General features: G+C 74.2%; 20 protein-coding genes. 15 read left to right on the forward strand and 5 right to left on the reverse strand.

The genetic code is table 11. From position 1 onward, the window contains the following. Positions 1–125 precede the first annotated feature (125 nt). Positions 126–287, reverse strand: a complete 162-nt coding sequence (locus ACLJTM_RS25340; protein WP_411106016.1) for a hypothetical protein — start codon at positions 285–287, stop codon at positions 126–128. 219 nt (positions 288–506) lie between these two features. Between ACLJTM_RS25340 and ACLJTM_RS25345 the strand changes: the two genes are divergently transcribed. The 4 genes from ACLJTM_RS25345 to ACLJTM_RS25360 all read left to right on the forward strand — a co-directional run bounded on the left by ACLJTM_RS25345 (position 507) and on the right by ACLJTM_RS25360 (position 4,422). After that, positions 507–1,805, forward strand: coding sequence for an NYN domain-containing protein (locus ACLJTM_RS25345; RefSeq protein WP_411106017.1), 1,299 nt, complete (start codon positions 507–509; stop codon positions 1,803–1,805). Positions 1,806–1,920: 115 nt separating this feature from the next. Next, positions 1,921–2,883, forward strand: coding sequence for an ABC transporter ATP-binding protein (locus ACLJTM_RS25350; protein WP_411106256.1), 963 nt, complete (start codon positions 1,921–1,923; stop codon positions 2,881–2,883). Then, on the forward strand, positions 2,880–3,737 hold the full coding sequence (locus ACLJTM_RS25355) for an ABC transporter permease (protein ID WP_411106018.1): 858 nt from the start codon (positions 2,880–2,882) through the stop codon (positions 3,735–3,737). Before ACLJTM_RS25350 ends, ACLJTM_RS25355 begins: the two co-directional genes overlap by 4 nt. Positions 3,738–3,771: 34 nt before the next feature. Next, complete coding sequence (locus ACLJTM_RS25360) at positions 3,772–4,422, forward strand: hypothetical protein (protein WP_411106019.1); 651 nt, start codon at positions 3,772–3,774, stop codon at positions 4,420–4,422. A 40-nt stretch (positions 4,423–4,462) separates the two neighbouring features. Here ACLJTM_RS25360 and ybaK read toward each other — a convergent pair whose 3' ends face one another. Genes ybaK through ACLJTM_RS25375 form a run of 3 tightly spaced genes read right to left on the reverse strand, consistent with a single transcriptional unit; the run spans position 4,463 to position 7,345 of the window. Next, entirely contained in the window at positions 4,463–4,957 is a 495-nt protein-coding gene (gene ybaK, locus ACLJTM_RS25365; protein WP_411106020.1) for a Cys-tRNA(Pro) deacylase, read from the reverse strand. 14 nt (positions 4,958–4,971) lie between these two features. Then, positions 4,972–5,709 (reverse strand): LON peptidase substrate-binding domain-containing protein, encoded by a 738-nt coding sequence (locus tag ACLJTM_RS25370; protein ID WP_411106021.1) that lies wholly within the window; start codon positions 5,707–5,709, stop codon positions 4,972–4,974. Between the two features lie 40 nt (positions 5,710–5,749). Beyond that, positions 5,750–7,345 carry an oxidoreductase gene (locus tag ACLJTM_RS25375; RefSeq protein ID WP_411106022.1) on the reverse strand — a complete coding sequence of 532 codons (1,596 nt, stop codon included), beginning with the start codon at positions 7,343–7,345 and terminating at the stop codon, positions 5,750–5,752. Positions 7,346–7,469: 124 nt separating this feature from the next. Here ACLJTM_RS25375 and hisD point away from each other — a divergent pair, with 124 nt between their 5' ends. Genes hisD through ACLJTM_RS25420 form a run of 9 tightly spaced genes read left to right on the forward strand, consistent with a single transcriptional unit; the run spans position 7,470 to position 14,427 of the window. Next, on the forward strand, positions 7,470–8,810 hold the full coding sequence (hisD, locus tag ACLJTM_RS25380) for a histidinol dehydrogenase (protein ID WP_411106023.1): 1,341 nt from the start codon (positions 7,470–7,472) through the stop codon (positions 8,808–8,810). Next, positions 8,807–9,913 (forward strand): histidinol-phosphate transaminase, encoded by a 1,107-nt coding sequence (locus tag ACLJTM_RS25385; RefSeq protein WP_411106024.1) that lies wholly within the window; start codon positions 8,807–8,809, stop codon positions 9,911–9,913. Before hisD ends, ACLJTM_RS25385 begins: the two co-directional genes overlap by 4 nt. After that, positions 9,910–10,503 (forward strand): imidazoleglycerol-phosphate dehydratase HisB, encoded by a 594-nt coding sequence (gene hisB, locus ACLJTM_RS25390; protein WP_411106025.1) that lies wholly within the window; start codon positions 9,910–9,912, stop codon positions 10,501–10,503. The genes ACLJTM_RS25385 and hisB overlap by 4 nt, the downstream gene beginning before the upstream one ends. Positions 10,504–10,505: 2 nt before the next feature. Continuing rightward, positions 10,506–10,673, forward strand: coding sequence for a hypothetical protein (locus ACLJTM_RS25395; protein ID WP_411106026.1), 168 nt, complete (start codon positions 10,506–10,508; stop codon positions 10,671–10,673). Then, on the forward strand, positions 10,670–11,320 hold the full coding sequence (gene hisH / locus ACLJTM_RS25400) for an imidazole glycerol phosphate synthase subunit HisH (protein ID WP_411106027.1): 651 nt from the start codon (positions 10,670–10,672) through the stop codon (positions 11,318–11,320). Before ACLJTM_RS25395 ends, hisH begins: the two co-directional genes overlap by 4 nt. Further along, positions 11,320–12,057, forward strand: coding sequence for a bifunctional 1-(5-phosphoribosyl)-5-((5-phosphoribosylamino)methylideneamino)imidazole-4-carboxamide isomerase/phosphoribosylanthranilate isomerase PriA (gene priA / locus ACLJTM_RS25405; protein ID WP_411106028.1), 738 nt, complete (start codon positions 11,320–11,322; stop codon positions 12,055–12,057). Before hisH ends, priA begins: the two co-directional genes overlap by 1 nt. Further along, a complete protein-coding gene (locus ACLJTM_RS25410) occupies positions 12,054–12,458 on the forward strand; it encodes a RidA family protein (RefSeq protein ID WP_411106029.1) in 405 nt (134 codons plus the stop codon). The genes priA and ACLJTM_RS25410 overlap by 4 nt, the downstream gene beginning before the upstream one ends. Continuing rightward, positions 12,455–13,210, forward strand: a complete 756-nt coding sequence (hisF, locus tag ACLJTM_RS25415; RefSeq protein ID WP_411106030.1) for an imidazole glycerol phosphate synthase subunit HisF — start codon at positions 12,455–12,457, stop codon at positions 13,208–13,210. Before ACLJTM_RS25410 ends, hisF begins: the two co-directional genes overlap by 4 nt. Before the next feature lie 11 nt (positions 13,211–13,221). Further along, a complete protein-coding gene (locus tag ACLJTM_RS25420; protein WP_411106031.1) occupies positions 13,222–14,427 on the forward strand; it encodes an MFS transporter in 1,206 nt (401 codons plus the stop codon). A gap of 34 nt (positions 14,428–14,461) precedes the next feature. Here ACLJTM_RS25420 and ACLJTM_RS25425 read toward each other — a convergent pair whose 3' ends face one another. Next, positions 14,462–15,094, reverse strand: a complete 633-nt coding sequence (locus ACLJTM_RS25425) for a TIGR03085 family metal-binding protein (RefSeq protein ID WP_411106032.1) — start codon at positions 15,092–15,094, stop codon at positions 14,462–14,464. Between the two features lie 92 nt (positions 15,095–15,186). Between ACLJTM_RS25425 and hisI the strand changes: the two genes are divergently transcribed. Continuing rightward, on the forward strand, positions 15,187–15,555 hold the full coding sequence (hisI, locus tag ACLJTM_RS25430) for a phosphoribosyl-AMP cyclohydrolase (protein WP_411106033.1): 369 nt from the start codon (positions 15,187–15,189) through the stop codon (positions 15,553–15,555). Positions 15,556–15,570: 15 nt separating this feature from the next. After that, the gene (locus ACLJTM_RS25435; protein ID WP_411106034.1) at positions 15,571–17,061 is read left to right on the forward strand and encodes an anthranilate synthase component I; all 1,491 of its coding nucleotides are present in this window, start codon (positions 15,571–15,573) and stop codon (positions 17,059–17,061) included. The last annotated feature ends 3 nt before the right edge of the window (positions 17,062–17,064 follow it).

The following is a 17,064-nucleotide window of genomic DNA, read 5'->3' on the forward strand; positions in this document are numbered from 1 at the left end:
GACAGCGGGGCAGCGGGGCAGCGGGAGGCGCCCGGCCTGCGCGGCCGGACGTGCACGGCGTACGAGAAGGGCCTGCCCGGCAGCCGGGCAGGCCCTTCTCTCGACACGTCGACCGCGCGGAGGCGTCAGTTGTGGCCGAACTTGCGCTGCTTGCCCTTGTGGGCCATGTCCAGCGGACTCGGCGACGGCGACACCGACGGCGAACCGGACTCCGCCGAGCCCTTCGACGGATCCTCGGAACGGGTCTGCTGCTTCGACGGCTGCTTCTGGTTCTTGTTCTTCGCCATGGTGGAGCCTCCGTGGGGGTCGGGGTCGGGGACCGCCTTCACACTCACACAGCGCCTGAAACCGCGCATTTTGGATCATTACTGCCCGTAGCGGAAGGGCGTACCCCGCTCTTCTGAGAGATACGCCACGCCGATGATCCAGTTCCGGCCGTCAACACCCTTGCGGTCGGGCAGACTCGGGGCACTCGCCGAAAGCACAGAGGACCCCCAGGGAAGAGGGTGGAACGCGTGGACCGCTGCGTCGTCCTGGTGGACGCCGGCTATCTGCTGGGCGCCGCCGCGAGCCTTCTCGCAGGGGAGCCCTCCCGCTCCCGCATCACCGTCGACCACGCCGCCCTCATCCAGGGCCTGCGCGAGCGGGCCGAGGCCGACACCGAACAGCCCCTGCTGCGGATCTACTGGTTCGACGGAGCACCCGACCGGGTGCCCCAGCCCGAGCACCGCAGACTGCGCGTCATGCCCCGCGTCACCGTCCGGCTCGGCGCGCTGACCCGCAGCGACGGCCGCTGGGCGCAGAAGGGCGTCGACGCCGCCATGCACGCCGAACTCACCGAACTGGCCCGCAACCGGGCCTGCTCCGACGTGGTCCTGGTGACCGGTGACGGAGACCTGCTGCCCGGCCTGATGTCCGCCAAGGAGCACGGGGTCGCCGTCCACCTGTGGGCCGTCCAGGCCGCCGACGGGGACTACAACCAGTCCGAGGACCTCGTCGCCGAGGCCGACGAACGCCGCGTCCTGGACCGCACCTGGATCACCCGGGCCGTCCGCGCCAAGGACCTCGCCGGGCTCTGCGCCCCGCCGCCCGCCCCGCGCCCCGACATCGCCGCCATCCTCTCCGCCCCGCTGCCCGAGGCGGCGCTCGCGGAGGCCGCCCGCAACGGCAGCGCCGCCGGACAGGACGAAGGCGGCGCCGGCCCCGCGCTGCCCGCGCCCGCCGGAGCCGCGGGCAAGGCCGTCCCCACCCCGAAGGACCTCGCCGGCTCCCTGCGCGCACCCGGACCGCAGACGGGGCCGCCCGGCGGCCACAGCGCCGGCCAGCCGCCCGCCGGCAGCGCCCTGCGGTGGTCGTCCGACAAGGGCTGGATCGACCGGGCCGGCCCGCTGGGCGAGCCCGCCGAGACCGCCTCGCTGCCCACCCTCGCCCAGCTCACCAGCGCCGAACAGCGCTGGGCGGACCGCGAGGAGGACATCACCACCGTCGGCGGTGACCCGTTCGAGGTGGGACAGGTGTTCGCCCGGCGCTGGATGGAACGCCTCCCGGAGACCGTCCACCTGCAGAAGCTGGCCACGATGTACCCGCGCATCCCGCACCGCATCGACGGCGAGCTGCTGCGCTACGCCGCCCGGTTCGGCCTGCTCGCGCACAAGGACGACCAGATCGACGAGCACGACCGGTACGCCATCCGCGCCGGGTTCTGGCGCGAGATCGACGTCCGGGCGGCCGCCGAACACGTGGCGGCGGTGCCCGGCGCCGTGCCCGCCGCGCCCGTCGCCCCGGCGACCCCGACGGCCGAGTAGGGCCGGGAACCCCGTAGGCTGCTCCCTCGTGAGTACGGGCACAGCACACGCGGGACACCCCACGGCGGCGGCCGCGGCAGCAGCCTCGGGAGCGGCCGGCGAGGTCGTCTGCGCGGTGCGTGACCTGGTCAAGACCTACCCGGCGGTACGAGGCCGGCGCGGGGCCCCGGCCCTGCCCGAGACCCGCGCCAACGACGGAATCACCCTCGACGTCCGGCGCGGCGAGATCTTCGGCCTGCTCGGCCCCAACGGCGCCGGCAAGTCCACCCTGGTCCGCCAGCTGACCGGGCTGATGCGCCCCGACTCGGGCAGCGTGACCCTGCTCGGCCACGACCTGGTCCGCCACCCCGAGCGGGCCGCACGGCTGCTGGCCTACCTGGGGCAGGAATCCACCGCCCTGGACGAGCTCACCGTGGCCCTGGCCGCCGAGACGACCGGCCGGCTGCGCGGGCTCCCCCTGCGGGAGGCGCGGGACGCCCGGGACGCCGTCCTGGAGGAACTCGGGCTGACCGCCCTCGCCGGGCGCCCGCTGAAGAAACTCTCCGGCGGGCAGCGCCGCCTCGCCTGCTTCGCCGCCGCCCTGGTGGGCGAGCGGCCGGTGCTGGTCCTCGACGAGCCCACCACGGGCATGGACCCGGTGGCCCGGCGGGCCGTCTGGAACGCCGTGGACCGGCGGCGCGCCCGGCACGGCGCCACCGTCCTGCTCGTCACCCACAACGTCATCGAGGCCGAGACCGTCCTCGACCGGGTCGCGGTCGTCGACCAGGGCCGGGTCATCGCCTGCGACACCCCGGCCGGGCTGAAGGCCCGGGTCTCGGGCGAGGTCCGGCTGGAACTGGTGTGGCGCGAGGCCGCCCCGCTGGACGTGCCCGAGGTCGCGCGGCTGCGTGCGGAGGCCGTCGAATCGGGCCGCCGCTGGGTGCTGCGGCTGGCCCCTGACCGGGCGCGGGCCGCGGTGGCCGCGGTCACCGGGGGCCCGGCCTTTGCCGCCCTCGACGACTTCACCCTGGCCACCCCCAGCCTCGAAGACGTGTACCTGGCCCTCGGCGGCAAGACGAAAGGGCTGGTGAAGTCATGAGCGACCGCTCGACGGGGGCCGTCGTGCCCGCCCTCGCGACCGAGGCCCCGCCGGGCCCTGCACCGGCCGCCGGCCCGGACCGGGACCGGGCCCCGCAGCCCGCCCCGCTCGCCCCCCGGGCCGGGCTGCTGCCCGCGCTGGCCGCCGTGTACCGGGCGCAGCTGTCCCGGGCCCGGGTGGCCCGGATCCCGCTGCTGTTCGTGGCCACCTTCCAGTCCGTCGGCATCATGATCCTCATGCGGGGAGTGGTGGACGGCGGCTCGGAGGCCCGGGCCGTGGTGGCCGGCTCCTCCGTCCTCGTCGTCGCCTTCGTCGCCCTGAACCTGCTCGCGCAGTACTTCGGCCAGCTGCGGGCCGGCGGCGGACTCGACCACTACGCCACCCTGCCGGTGCCGCCCGCCTCCGTGGTGCTGGGCGCGGCCGCCGCCTACGCCTCCTTCACCCTGCCCGGAACCCTGGTCACCGCGGTCTTCGGCTGCGTGCTGTTCGGGCTGCCGATGGGCGGGCTGTGGATCCTGGCCGCGGTGGTGCCGCTGGCCGGGGCCGCGCTGGCCGGGCTCGGCGCGGCGCTGGGGCTGCTGGCCCCCCGCCAGGAGCTGGCCACCCTCGCCGGGCAGCTCGGCATGTCGGCCGCGCTGCTGCTGGGGGTGCTGCCGCCCGAGCGGATGCCCGGCGTCGTCGTGTGGGCGCGCGACCTGCTGCCGTCGACGTACGGGGTCGAGGCCTTCGCCCGCACCTTCGCCCCGCACCCGGACTGGACGGCCGTCTTCCTCGACCTCGGCGTGTGCGCCGCCGTCGGCGTCCTCTCGCTGGCCGCCGCGACCTGGGCGTACCGGCGGGCGGCGGTCCGCTGACGCCGCTGCCGGGTACACCTGGCACGATGTGGGGGTGACCGAAGCCGTGACCCCGCCGTCCCCGCTCGACCCGCCGCCGCTGCCGCCCGAGAAGCCGGCCGACGGGGAGGGCCTCATCACCGCGTCGGACGTCCGCGACGGCGCCGCCGTGGCCCTGGCGGTCGCGGTGGCCGGGGTGCTCCTCGCCGTGCTGTGGGCCTGGCTGGCGCCGCGGGCGCAGTACGTGTCCAACGGCGAGGCCGTGTTCCTGCGCGACAGCGAGAGCGAGGCGCGGATCGGCGGCGACGGAACCTTCTTCCTGCTGTCGGCCGCCCTGGGCGTGCTGAGCGCCGTGGCCGTCTTCCTGTGGCGGCGCCGGGGCGGGGTGCCGCTGGTCATCGGGCTCGGCGCCGGCGCGCTGTTCGCCGCGCTCGTCGGCTGGCGCCTCGGGCTGGTGCTGGGCCCCACCGACGACCTGGCGGCGGCGGCCGCCGCGGCGGGCAAGGGCGTACCCTTCGACGCGCCGCTGCAACTGCTCGCCCACGGGGTGCTGCTGACCTGGCCGATGGCCGCGATCCTGACCCACCTCGGCCTCACCGCACTGTGGACCCCGCGCGACGCCCCGCCGCCCGAGTGGCTCGGCGGCTACCCGCCCCCGCACGTGCACGCCGACCCCGCTCCGGCGCCGGAGCCCCCGCGCTCCTGACCCGGGCGGCGCCCTGCGGCGGCGGCCGGACCCGTACGGCCTAAGGCCGGGCGATCGGGGCGAGGACCGCCCCGGTGAGGGCCGTCAGATCCGCCGGGGACAGCTCGACCTCCAGTCCGCGGCGGCCCGCCGAGCAGCAGATGGTCGCGTGGCCGCAGGCGGAGGCGTCGACCACCGTGCGCAGCCGCTTGCGCTGCCCCAGCGGGGAGATGCCCCCGCGGACGTACCCCGTGGTGCGCTCGGCCAGGGCCGGGTCGGCCATCGTCGCCCGCTTGCCGCCCACCGCCGTCGCCAGCGCCTTCAGGTCGAGCGACCCCGAGACGGGGACGACCGCCACCGTCAGCACCCCGTCCACGTCCGTCACCAGGGTCTTGAACACCTGGGACGGGCAGACACCCATCGCCTCGGCGGCCTCCTCCCCGTACGAGGGGTGCGCCGGGTCGTGCTCGTAGGCGTGCGTGGTGAAGGGCACGCCGGCCGCCGTCAGGGCGACGATCGCCGGGGTGCCGGCCGCCTGCCTGGACTTCTTCGCCATCTTCGCCGGCCCCGTCAGTTCGGGCTGGTCGGAGCGCGGGTCAGGTCCACCGCGGGCAGGGACGGCAGGTGGCGGATCACCGCCGTCTCCGTACGCAGCAGTTTCAGTTCCTCCGCGAGCCGCGTCGCGGTGTCCGGGGCCTGCAGCAGCCGCTGCTTCGCCGGGACGTCCAGTACGGCCGCCGCCGCCACCAGGTACGAGACCACGGACGGCTCGTCGGGCAGCTCCGCGCCGGTCAGGGAGCGCTCGCGGGCTCCCGCCAGCCGCTTCTGGTAGGCGCGGAAAGCCCGCAGGACCCCCTCCGCCAGTGCCCCGGCGCCCTCGCCCGAGTCCTCCGGGAGCTCCTCCAGCTCCGCGGTCAGGAACGGGCCCGAGGAGTCCACCGAGAGCAGCCGCACCCGGCCCGTACCGGTCGCCAGGACCTCGAAGCTGCCGTCCTCCCGCTCCCGGATCGTCGCCGCGTCCGCGATGCAGCCCACCCGGTGGAAGGCCTGGATCGGGTCCGCGCCGAAACCGGCGGCCGGCCCCCGCTCGGGGACGGCCGTCTGGTCGGGGAGCCCCGGCTCGGTCGGCGCGACCTCCCGGCCGTCGCGGATCGCGACGACCGCGAAACGGCGCGGCTCGTCCTCGCCCGTCTTCAGCAGCTCGCGCATCATGGCGCGATAACGCTCCTCGAAGATGTTCAGCGGGAGGACGAGGCCCGGGAACAGCACCGAGTTCAGCGGGAAGAGGGGAAGGCGAACCGTGGTCACGAGGCACAGGGTAGTGGCCAGGGGCCCACAGGGTGTGCCGTCACCCCCGCCTCAGCAGCCGGGACGCCCCCGCGGCGACCGTCGTGGCCAGGATCCAGCCCAGCAGGACGAGGGCGGCCGCGCCCCACTGCCAGCCGCCCTCCACCCGCCACTGGCCCTCCTGACCGAGATCGATCACCGGGAGCAGCAGGTCCAGGGCATACAGGGCGGCGTTCCACTGCGGATGCTCGTCCGCCTTGATCGCGGGCGGGTCGAGCTGCGAGAACATCAGCGCCCCGGCCGCCCACAGCACCGCCATCCACAGCGCGGCGCGGCCCGGCCGGTACCCGTAGACCACCGTCCAGTCCTGGAGGTAGCCCCAGGCCTTCGCCGCCGGCGGCAGCGTGCCGCGCCGGCGCCGCTGCTTGGCCAGCAGCACCTCGCGGGCGTCCGAGTCCTCGCCGCCGGCCCGCAGCACCGCGGCCAGCCGCTCGTACGGCTCCGGCGAGTACTCCGGGGTGGCCGCCGCCACCCAGGCCAGCCGGCGGGAGAGCGGGAAGTGGCCGCGGGGTGCGAGGTTCTCGTAGACGAAGCCCTCGATGGACACCCCGCCCGGATCCGGCCAGCTCGTCGAGGTGTCCACGAGCTTGACCACCTTCGCCCCCGACACGACGACCCGCCCCCGCTCGGGCCGCTCGCCGACGAACCGGAACTCGGGCGTCTGGATCCGGCGCAGGGAGACCTCCTGCTCGGCGGTGAGCAGGAAGCGCGCCCCGTAGAAGTCGATGGCGTCCCCGAACCGCCCGTCGTCCAGCCGCAGCCCGCCCCGGCACTCGAAGTGCTGCGCCGCCCGGCCGCGGCCCGGCGGCGTCCCCAGCCCGTACGGGGGAGTGGAGGAGTTCGTGCCCGGCACGTAGTCCAGGGCGATCGAGGTCAGGTGCAGGGTCCGCTCGACCGTCAGCTGCGGGGCGTTCAGTGCGTACCGGCCGTACGGGTTGCGCAGCCGGGCCCCGCGCAGGTTCATGGACACCCCGACCTTCGCCCCGCGCAGGCTCACCTCCCCGTACGTCTCCAGCAGCTCGCCCTGGAAGTCCTGCGCCACCGACAGGCCGTCCGCGGCGATCGCCCGGCCCTTGTTGTCGCGCTGCACCACGGCCTGGCTGACCAGCAGGTCCGTACCGATCTGCGCATCGGTCAGCCGCACCCCCCGGGCCACCCGGCAGCGCGGCAGGTGCAGGTCGCCCTCGGTGTGCAGGCGCGCCGCCTCCAGGCGCGGGACCGCGCAGTTCGTCAGCCGCAGCGTGCCGAAGCGGGCCTCGGCCAGCTGCACCTCGCCGTCGAAGCGGCAGGACTGGAACTCCACGTACGGGGCCACGCTGCCGCCGGACAGGTCCAGCCGGCCCGTCACCCGGGCGCCGCGCAGCTTCAGCGAGGCCACCCGGCCCGGGACCGGCGGCGGACCGTGGAGCAGCAGCAGCGCCACCACCTGGGCCCGGACGCTGCGCCCGGCGCCCCAGGCCCGGTCACCGTGCGGATCGTCCTCGCCGGCCGTGCGGGCACTCAGATCGCAGATGCTGCCGGTGCGGAAGGCGGCCCACAGGCGGCGCTCGGCATCCGTGAGGTCGGCCGGCTCCTCACCGGCCCGTGCCTCGGTCATGGCGGCCCCCCCGCTGTCCCTGTACGTGTGAGCGAACGCTAACGGGCGCCTGTGACGTCCGGGGCGTGTATCAGCCAGTGATACGGAAGGACAGCGGCGCGAAACGGTCTGAGAGAATTGGGGGGTGATCTCTCGTATCGACCTGCGCGGTGACGCCCTCCCCGAGGGCGGCGCCCTGCGCGACCTGCTGCCCCGTGCCGAGTTCGACGTGGAAGCCGCCCTGGACAAGGTGCGGCCCATCTGCGAGGACGTCCATCATCGCGGCACGGCGGCGCTGATCGACTACGCGCGGAAGTTCGACGGGGTCGAGCTCACGCAGATCCGGGTCCCGCAGGCTGCCCTCACGGCCGCCCTGGAGCAGCTGGACCCGGCCGTCCGCGCCGCCCTGGAGGAGTCGATCCGGCGCGCCCGGATCGTGCACCGGGGCCAGCGCCGCACCGAGCACACCACCCAGGTGGTCCCCGGCGGCACCGTGACCGAGAAGTGGGTTCCGGTGGAGCGCGTGGGGCTGTACGCCCCGGGCGGCCGCTCGGTGTACCCCTCCTCCGTGGTCATGAACGTCGTCCCGGCGCAGGAGGCGGGCGTCGAGTCCATCGCGCTGGCCAGCCCGCCGCAGAAGCCCGCCTTCGACGGGGACCCCGCCGGCGGGCTGCCGCACCCCACGATCCTCGCCGCCTGCGCGCTGCTCGGCGTGGACGAGGTGTACGCGGTCGGCGGCGCCCAGGCCGTCGCGATGTTCGCATACGGCACGGACGAGTGCGCCCCGGCGAACATGGTGACCGGCCCCGGCAACATCTGGGTCGCCGCCGCCAAGCGGTACTTCACCGGGCGGATCGGCATCGACACCGAGGCCGGCCCCACCGAGATCGCGGTCCTCGCGGACTCCACGGCCGACCCCGTGCACGTGGCCGCGGACCTGATCAGCCAGGCCGAGCACGACCCGCTGGCCGCCGCCGTCCTCGTCACGGACTCCGCCGAGCTCGCGGCCGCCGTGGAGAAGGAGCTGGAGCCGCAGGTCGCCGCCACCAAGCACGTCGAGGACCGGATCAAGCCCGCCCTCGCGGGCCGCCAGTCCGCGATCGTCCTGGTCGACAGCCTGGAGGACGGCCTCAAGGTCGTCGACGCGTACGGCGCCGAGCACCTGGAGGTCCAGACCGCGGACGCCGCCGCGTGGGCCGCCCGCGTGCGCAACGCCGGCGCGATCTTCGTCGGCCCCTGGGCCCCGGTCTCCCTGGGCGACTACTGCGCCGGATCGAACCACGTGCTGCCCACCGGCGGCTGCGCCTGCCACTCCTCCGGCCTGTCCGTGCAGTCCTTCCTGCGCGGCATCCACATCGTCGACTACACCCGCGACGCCCTCGCCGAGGTCACCCACCACGTGGTGACGCTCGCCGAGGCCGAGGACCTGCCCGCGCACGGCGCCGCCCTCAAGGCCCGCTTCGGATGGAAGGTGCCCCAGCAGTGACCGGGATCGACGACCTGCCCGTCCGGGACGAGCTGCGCGGCAAGACCCCGTACGGCGCCCCGCAGCTCGACGTGCCCGTCCGGCTGAACACCAACGAGAACCCGTACGAGCTGCCCGAACCGCTCGTACGGCGCATCGCCGAACGCGTCGCGGACGCCGCCCGCACCCTCAACCGCTACCCCGACCGGGACGCCGTCGAGCTGCGGACCCGGCTGGCCGAGTACCTCACCCGCACCGGCCGGCACCCGGTCGCCCGGGAGAACGTCTGGGCCGCCAACGGCTCCAACGAGGTCATCCAGCAGCTGCTGCAGACCTTCGGCGGACCCGGCCGCACCGCGATCGGCTTCGAGCCCTCCTACTCCATGCACGCGCTGATCTCCCGCGGCACCGGCACCGGCTGGATCTCCGGCCCGCGCCGGGACGACTTCACCATCGACGTGGCGGCGGCCGAGCAGGCCCTCGCCGAGCACCGCCCCGACGTCGTCTTCATCACCTCCCCCAACAACCCCACCGGCACCGCCGTGGAAGCCGAGACGGTCCTCGCCCTGTACGAGGCCGCGCAGGCCGCCAAACCCTCCCTGGTGGTCGTGGACGAGGCGTACGTGGAGTTCAGCCACCGCGACTCGCTGCTGCCCCTCATCGAGGGACGCCCGAACCTGGTCGTCTCCCGGACCATGTCCAAGGCCTTCGGGGCGGCCGGCCTGCGGCTGGGCTACCTGGCCGCGCACCCCGCCGTCGTGGACGCCGTCCAGCTGGTGCGCCTGCCGTACCACCTGTCGGCCGTCACCCAGGCGACCGCGCTGGCCGCCCTGGAGTACACCGACACCCTGCTCGGCTACGTCGAGCAGCTCAAGGCCGAGCGCGACCGCCTCGTCGGCGAACTGCGCGCCCTCGGCTGCGAGGTGACCGAGTCCGACGCGAACTTCATCCAGTTCGGGACGTTCGACGACTCCCACACCGCCTGGCAGAAGATCCTCGACCAGGGAGTCCTGGTCCGGGACAACGGCGTACCGGGGTGGCTGCGCGTCACCGCCGGCACCCCGGACGAGAACGACGCGTTCCTGGAAGCGGTTCGCGCACTGAAGAAGGAGCAGCACGCATGAGCCGCATCGGACGGGTGGAACGCACCACGAAGGAGACCTCGGTCCTCGTCGAGATCAACCTCGACGGCACCGGCAAGGTCGACGTCTCGACGGGCGTGGGCTTCTACGACCACATGCTCGACCAGCTCGGCCGCCACGGTCTGTTCGACCTCACCGTCAAGACCGACGGCGACCTGCACATCGACAGCCACCACACCATCGAGGACAGCGCCCTGGCGCTCGGCGCCGCCTTCCGCCAGGCCCTCGGCGACAAGGTCGGCATCTACCGCTTCGGCAACTGCACCGTGCCGCTCGACGAGTCCCTCGCCCAGGTCACCGTCGACCTGTCCGGCCGCCCCTACCTCGTGCACACCGAGCCCGAGAACATGGCGCCGATGATCGGCGCCTACGACACGACGATGACCCGGCACATCTTCGAGTCCTTCGTCGCCCAGGCCCAGATCGCCCTGCACATCCACGTCCCGTACGGCCGCAACGCCCACCACATCGTGGAGTGCCAGTTCAAGGCCCTGGCCCGGGCCCTGCGCTACGCCGCCGAGTTCGACCCGCGCGCGGCCGGCATCCTGCCCTCCACGAAGGGCGCCCTCTAACCGTGAACGGGCTCAACACCGTCCTCATCGTCCTCGGCCTGTTCCTGGCCGGGGGCGTCTACTCCTTCCAGAAGCAGAAGATGCCGAAGTCCCTCGTCATCCTGCTCGCCATCGGCTCCGCGATGTGCCTCGCCGCCGGAGTCCTGCGAATCCAAGGGATCTGGGAATGAGCGCAGCGCACCCCACCAAGAAGGTCGTCGTCTTCGACTACGGCTTCGGCAACGTCCGCTCCGCCGAACGCGCCCTCGCGCACGTCGGCGCGGACGTGGAGATCACCCGCGACTACGACCGGGCCATGGACGCCGACGGGCTCCTCGTCCCCGGCGTCGGCGCCTTCTCCGCCTGCATGCAGGGGCTCAAGGACGCCCGCGGCGACTGGATCATCGGCCGCAGGCTGTCCGGCGGCCGCCCCGTCATGGGCATCTGCGTCGGCATGCAGATCCTCTTCGCACGCGGCATCGAGCACGGCGTGGAGACCGAGGGCCTCGACGAGTGGCCCGGCACCGTCGGCCCGCTCAAGGCCCCGATCGTCCCCCACATGGGCTGGAACACCGTGGAGGCCCCGGCCGGCAGCCAGGCCTTCGCCGGCCTCGACGCCGAGTCCCGGTTCTACTTCGTGCACTCCTACGCGGCACACGAGTGGAGCCTGGAAGTCACCAACCCGCTGATCCGCGCCCCCAAGGTCACCTGGGCCACCCACGGCGAACGCTTCGTCGCGGCGGTGGAGAACGGGGCCCTGTGGGCCACCCAGTTCCACCCCGAGAAGTCCGGCGACGCCGGCGCCCAGCTCCTCACCAACTGGATCGAGACCCTCTGATGACCGTGTCCGCAGCGAAGCTGGAACTCCTCCCCGCGGTCGACGTCCGCGACGGCCAGGCCGTCCGCCTCGTGCACGGCGTGTCCGGCAGCGAGACCTCGTACGGCTCCCCGCTGGAAGCGGCCCTCGCCTGGCAGCGCTCCGGTGCCGAATGGCTCCACCTCGTCGACCTCGACGCCGCCTTCGGCACCGGCGACAACCGCGCCCTCGTCGCCGAGATCACCCGCGCCATGGACATCAAGGTCGAACTGTCCGGCGGCATCCGCGACGACGCCTCGCTCGCCGCGGCCCTCGCCACCGGCTGCACCCGCGTCAACCTCGGCACCGCCGCCCTGGAGACCCCCGAGTGGGCCGCCCGCGCCATCGCCGAGCACGGCGACCGGATCGCCATCGGCCTCGACGTCCGCGGCACCACCCTCAAGGGCCGCGGCTGGACCAGCGAGGGCGGCGACCTCTACGAGACCCTCGCCCGCCTCGACTCCGAGGGCTGCGCCCGCTACGTCGTCACCGACATCGGCAAGGACGGCACGCTGACCGGCCCCAACCTGGAACTCCTGCGCAACGTCTGCGCCGCCACCGACCGCCCCGTCGTCGCCTCCGGCGGCGTCTCCTCCCTGGACGACCTGCGGGCGCTGTCCGAGCTGGTACCGGCGGGCGTCGAGGGCGCGATCGTCGGCAAGGCCCTGTACGCCAAGGCCTTCACCCTGGAAGAAGCCCTGAAGGTGGTCTCCGCATGAGCAGTTCCTCCGCCGGCTCCCCGCCCCCGGTACGGCGCATCTCCTCCGGCGGCCCCTACGAGGACGTCATCGCCTACTCCCGCGCCGTGCAGCTCGGCAACGGCCTCGTCCTCGTGTCCGGCTGCACCGCCGCCGACGCGGGCGGCCCGTACGACCAGGCCCTCGCGGCCTTCGGCGTCGCCTTCAAGGCCCTCGCCCAGGCCGGACTCGGCCCCGAGGACGTGGTGCGCACCCGCATGTACCTGACGCACGCCCGTGACGTGGACGACGTGGGCCGCGCCCACAAGGAGCTCTTCGACGCGGTGCGCCCCGCCGCGACCATGCTCATCGTCTCCGGCTTCGTCGACCCCGGCATGGTCGTCGAGGTCGAGGTGGAGGCGTACCGGGAGCCGTCCGCATGAGCCTCGCCGTACGCGTGATCCCCTGCCTGGACGTGGACAACGGCCGGGTCGTCAAGGGCGTCAACTTCCAGAACCTGCGCGACGCGGGCGACCCCGTCGAAATGGCCAAGCTGTACGACGCCGAAGGCGCCGACGAGCTGACCTTCCTCGACATCACCGCCTCCTCCGGCAACCGCGAGACCACCTACGACGTGGTGCGGCGCACCGCCGAACAGGTCTTCATCCCGCTCACCGTCGGCGGCGGCGTCCGCACCGCGGACGACGTGGACAGGCTGCTGCGCGCGGGCGCCGACAAGGTCGGCGTGAACACCGCGGCCATCGCGCGGCCCGACCTCGTCCGGGAGATCGCGGAGCGCTTCGGCCGGCAGGTCCTCGTCCTGTCCGTGGACGCGCGCCGCACCGCCGCCGGCTCCTTCGAGGTCACCACGCACGGCGGCCGCAAGGGCACCGGCATCGACGCCGTCGAATGGGCCCACCGGGCGGCCGAACTGGGCGCCGGGGAAATCCTGTTGAACTCGATGGACGCCGACGGTACCAAGGACGGCTACGACACCGAGATGATCGCGGCCGTGCGCCGGCACGTCACCGTCCCGGTGATCGCCTCGGGAGGCGCGGGCACCCTCGCGCACTTCCCCCCGGCGATCGGGGCGGGCGCCGACGCGGTGCTCGCGGCCTCGGTGTTCCACTTCGGTGACCTGCGGATCTCAGAGGTCAAGAACGTCCTCCGAGAGGCGGGCCACCCCGTCCGCTGACTCACCGGGGGGTGGGCTTGAACCGGAACACCTGGCGCTGGCTGGCCGCGTACGCCGCTTCCCTGGTCGGGGACGGGATCTACTTCCTCGCCCTCGGCTGGGCGGCCGCGCAGACGGCCGGACCCGCCCAGGCCGGACTGGTCATGGCCGCCGGCGCGGTGCCGCGCGCCCTGCTGATGCTCGGCGGCGGGGTGGTGGCCGACCGGTTCGGCCCCCGCCCGGTCGTCATCGCCTCGGACGCGGTGCGGTGCGCCGTCGTCCTGGCCCTGGCTGCGGGGGTGGCCCTGACCACCCCCGGGCCGGTCGTCCTGATCGCGGTCGCCCTCGTCTTCGGCGCCGTGGACGCCCTGTTCATGCCCGCGGTGGGCGCCCTGCCGCCCAGGATCGCCGGACCCGGCCGGCTGGTCCGCGTCCAGGGGCTGCGCAGCCTCGCCGAACGGATCGGCCACACCGCCGGGCCGCCCGCGGCGGGGCTCGCCATGGGCCTGGGCGGCCCCGCCGCGGCCTTCGCCGTCGCCGGGGCCCTGTTCGGGCTCTCCCTGGCGCTGCTGCTGGCCGTGCGCATCGCCCCGCTCGCCGCGTCCGCCGGCGCCGCCCCCGCGGAGACCCCGGGGCAGCAGCTGCGCCGAGGCGTCGGCTACATCCGCCGGCACGGACTGATCGGCCCGCTGATCCTGTCCGGCGCGCTCAGCCAGCTCGGCACCTCGGCGCCGCTGACGCTCGGGCTGATCCTGCTGTCCGAGGAGCGCGGCTGGGGGCCCGGCGGGGTCGGCTGGATCGTGGGCGGCTTCGGGGCGGGCGCGGCGAGCAGCGCCCTCGTCCTGACGCTCGTGCCGAGGTTCCCCCGGGCGGGCGCCGTCCAGAACCTCACCCTGATCGTCGGCTCGGCCGGCATCGGCGCCCTCGCCCTGGCCCCGACCCTGGCCGGGGCGGTCGTCCTGGCCCTGCTGACCGGCCTGGTCTGCGGCATCTGCGGAGGCCTGGCGGTGGCCCTGATCCAGAGCGCCACCGACCCCGCGTACCTGGGCCGGGTCAGCTCCGTGATGGCGTTCACCGCCGTGGGCCTGGCCCCGCTGGCGTACCCGGTGGCCGGGGCGGCCGCCGGCCTGTGGGGCACCACCCCGGTCTTCCTCGCGGGCGCGGCCCTCAGCATGACGGGCGCGGCCATAGGCACCGCCGCCCCCGCCGTCCGCCGCGCGGAACTCTCCTTCGCCTAGGCGCGGAACCCTCCTCCGCCCCGGCGCGGAGCGCTCAGAACCCCAGTTTCGCCGCCGTCAGCCTGGCCACCGCGTCCTTCTCGCCGTCCAGCGCCACGGCGGCGGCGTCCTGGCGGCCGAAGCAGAACAGCGTCAGCTCTCCCGGCTCGCCCGTCACCGTCACCACCGGCGAGCCCTTGTGCGCCACCGCCGTCTGGCCGTTCGGGCGGCGCAGCACCAGGCCCACCGGGGAGCGGCGGCCCGTCAGCCGGGCCATCTTCTCCAGGCGGGACCACAGGGAGTCCGCGAACACCGGGTCCACCTCGCGCGGGGACCAGTCCGGCTGGGCCCGGCGGACGTCCTCCGCGTGGACGAAGAACTCCACCGCGTTCGCCGACTCGTCGATCTGCTTCAGCGCGTACGGGGACAGCCGGGGCGGCCCGGTGCGGATCAGCTGGAGCAGCTCCTCGTACGGCTTGGCCGCGTACTCCGCCATCGCCTTGTCCAGCCGGGCCTTCAGGACGTTCAGCAGCAGCCCGCCCGCCGCGTCCGGGCGGCGCTCCCGGACCACGACGTGCGCCGCCAGTTCCCGGCAGGTCCAGCCGTCGCAGAGGGTCGGCGCCTCCGGGCCTGCCGCCTCCAACAGGTCGGCCAGCAGCAGGCGTTCACGCTTCGCATGGGTAGACATGCGCGAAAGCCTACGGCCGGAACCCGCCGGGCGCCCGCCCATCAGGCGGACAGTGATCCATGTCCCGCCGCCGCGCCCGGCACAATGGCCCCATGAGTACGTCCCCCCGCCCCGGCAGCCTCGACCCCGCCGTCGCCGCGCGCCTCAAGCGCTCCCCGGACGGCCTGGTGCCGGCCATCGCCCAGCAGTACGACACCGGTGAGGTGCTCATGCTCGGCTGGATGGACGACGAGGCCCTGCACCGCACCCTGACCACCGGCCGGTGCACCTACTGGTCGCGCAGCCGCCAGGAGTACTGGGTCAAGGGGGACACTTCCGGCCACTTCCAGCATGTGAAGTCCGTCGCCCTCGACTGCGACGCCGACACCGTGCTCGTCCGGGTCGACCAGGTCGGCGCCGCCTGCCACACCGGGGCCCGCACCTGTTTCGATGCCGATGTCCTCTTCCGCGCCGCCGACTGAACAGGGCCCCCGCACATGGATCTCGACACGTTCCGCAAGCTCGCGGCCGACCGCCGCGTCATCCCCGTGAGCCGCAAGCTGCTGGCCGACGGCGACACCCCTGTGGGCCTCTACCGCAAGCTGGCCGGCGAGCGCCCCGGCACCTTCCTGCTGGAGTCCGCCGAGAACGGCCGCTCCTGGTCCCGCTACTCCTTCATCGGGGTGCGCAGCGACTCCACCCTGACCGTCCGGGACGGCCAGGCGCACTGGATCGGCACCCCGCCCGTCGGGGTCCCCGTCGACGGCGACCCCCTGGACGCGCTGCGCGCCACCGTCGAGGCCCTGCACACCCCCCGCGACCAAGCCGCCGACACGCCGCCCTTCACCGGCGGCATGGTCGGCTACCTCGGCTACGACATCGTGCGGCGCCTGGAGCGCATCGGCGAGCACACCACGGACGACCTCCGACTCCCCGAGCTGACCATGCTGCTCACCTCGGACCTCGCGGTGCTCGACCACTGGGACGGCACGGTCCAGCTCATCGCCAACGCGATCAACCACAACGACCTGGACTCCGGGGTCGACGAGGCCCACGCGGACGCCCTCGCCCGGCTCGACGCCATGGAGGCCGACCTCGCACGGCCCGCCCCCTACGTCCCGGCCCCGCTGCCCGCCTCCGAGCTGCCCGAGTTCTCGGCGCTGTGGGGCGGCGAGAAGTACCAGGCCGCCGTCGAGGACGTGAAGGAGCGCATCCGGGCCGGCGAGGCCTTCCAGGTCGTGCCCTCGCAGCGCTTCGAGACCCCCTGCACGGCCTCCGCGCTGGACGTCTACCGGGTGCTGCGGGCCACGAACCCGTCCCCGTACATGTACCTCTTCCGCTTCGAGAACGGCTTCGACGTCGTCGGTTCCAGCCCCGAGGCCCTCGTCAAGGTGGCGGACGGGCGGGCGATGGTCCACCCGATCGCCGGCACCCGGCACCGCGGCGCCACCCCGCAGGAGGACCACGACCTCGCCGAGGAACTGCTGGCCGACCCCAAGGAGCGCGCCGAGCACCTGATGCTCGTCGACCTGGGCCGCAACGACCTCGGCCGGGTCTGCGAGCCGGGCTCCGTCGAGGTCGTCGACTTCATGAGCATCGAGCGGTACTCGCACGTCATGCACATCGTCTCGACGGTCACCGGCAGGGTCGCCGAAGGACGGACCGCCTTCGACGTGCTGACCGCCTGCTTCCCGGCCGGCACCCTCTCCGGGGCGCCCAAGCCGCGGGCCATGCAGATCATCGAGGAGCTGGAGCCCTCCCGCCGCGGCCTGTACGGCGGCTGCGTGGGCTACCTGGACTTCGCCGGGGACTCCGACACCGCCATCGCCATCCGCACCGCGCTGCTGCGCGACGGCACGGCGTACGTCCAGGCCGGCGCCGGTGTCGTCGCCGACTCCGTGCCCGAACTCGAGGACCGGGAATGCCGCAACAAGGCGGCTGCCGTGCTGCGCGCGGTCGGAGCGGCCAACCGCCTCCACGGCGCGTGAGGG

Origin of the sequence: Streptomyces sp. cmx-4-9, assembly GCF_046548835.1 — a bacterium.
Lineage (GTDB): Bacteria > Actinomycetota > Actinomycetes > Streptomycetales > Streptomycetaceae > Streptomyces.

What these genes read in the sequence shown, in the direction of transcription:
- ACLJTM_RS25435 (WP_411106034.1), top strand. Translation starts at nt 15,571, where the DNA reads ATGGATCTCGACACGTTCCGCAAGCTCGCGGCCGACCGCCGCGTCATC.
- ACLJTM_RS25425 (WP_411106032.1), bottom strand. Translation starts at nt 15,094, where the DNA reads ATGTCTACCCATGCGAAGCGTGAACGCCTGCTGCTGGCCGACCTGTTG.
- ACLJTM_RS25410 (WP_411106029.1), top strand. Translation starts at nt 12,054, where the DNA reads ATGAGCAGTTCCTCCGCCGGCTCCCCGCCCCCGGTACGGCGCATCTCC.
- ACLJTM_RS25375 (WP_411106022.1), bottom strand. Translation starts at nt 7,345, where the DNA reads ATGACCGAGGCACGGGCCGGTGAGGAGCCGGCCGACCTCACGGATGCC.
- hisB (WP_411106025.1), top strand. Translation starts at nt 9,910, where the DNA reads ATGAGCCGCATCGGACGGGTGGAACGCACCACGAAGGAGACCTCGGTC.
- ACLJTM_RS25340 (WP_411106016.1), bottom strand. Translation starts at nt 287, where the DNA reads ATGGCGAAGAACAAGAACCAGAAGCAGCCGTCGAAGCAGCAGACCCGT.
- ybaK (WP_411106020.1), bottom strand. Translation starts at nt 4,957, where the DNA reads ATGGCGAAGAAGTCCAGGCAGGCGGCCGGCACCCCGGCGATCGTCGCC.
- hisI (WP_411106033.1), top strand. Translation starts at nt 15,187, where the DNA reads ATGAGTACGTCCCCCCGCCCCGGCAGCCTCGACCCCGCCGTCGCCGCG.
- hisH (WP_411106027.1), top strand. Translation starts at nt 10,670, where the DNA reads ATGAGCGCAGCGCACCCCACCAAGAAGGTCGTCGTCTTCGACTACGGC.
- priA (WP_411106028.1), top strand. Translation starts at nt 11,320, where the DNA reads ATGACCGTGTCCGCAGCGAAGCTGGAACTCCTCCCCGCGGTCGACGTC.
- hisF (WP_411106030.1), top strand. Translation starts at nt 12,455, where the DNA reads ATGAGCCTCGCCGTACGCGTGATCCCCTGCCTGGACGTGGACAACGGC.
- ACLJTM_RS25355 (WP_411106018.1), top strand. Translation starts at nt 2,880, where the DNA reads ATGAGCGACCGCTCGACGGGGGCCGTCGTGCCCGCCCTCGCGACCGAG.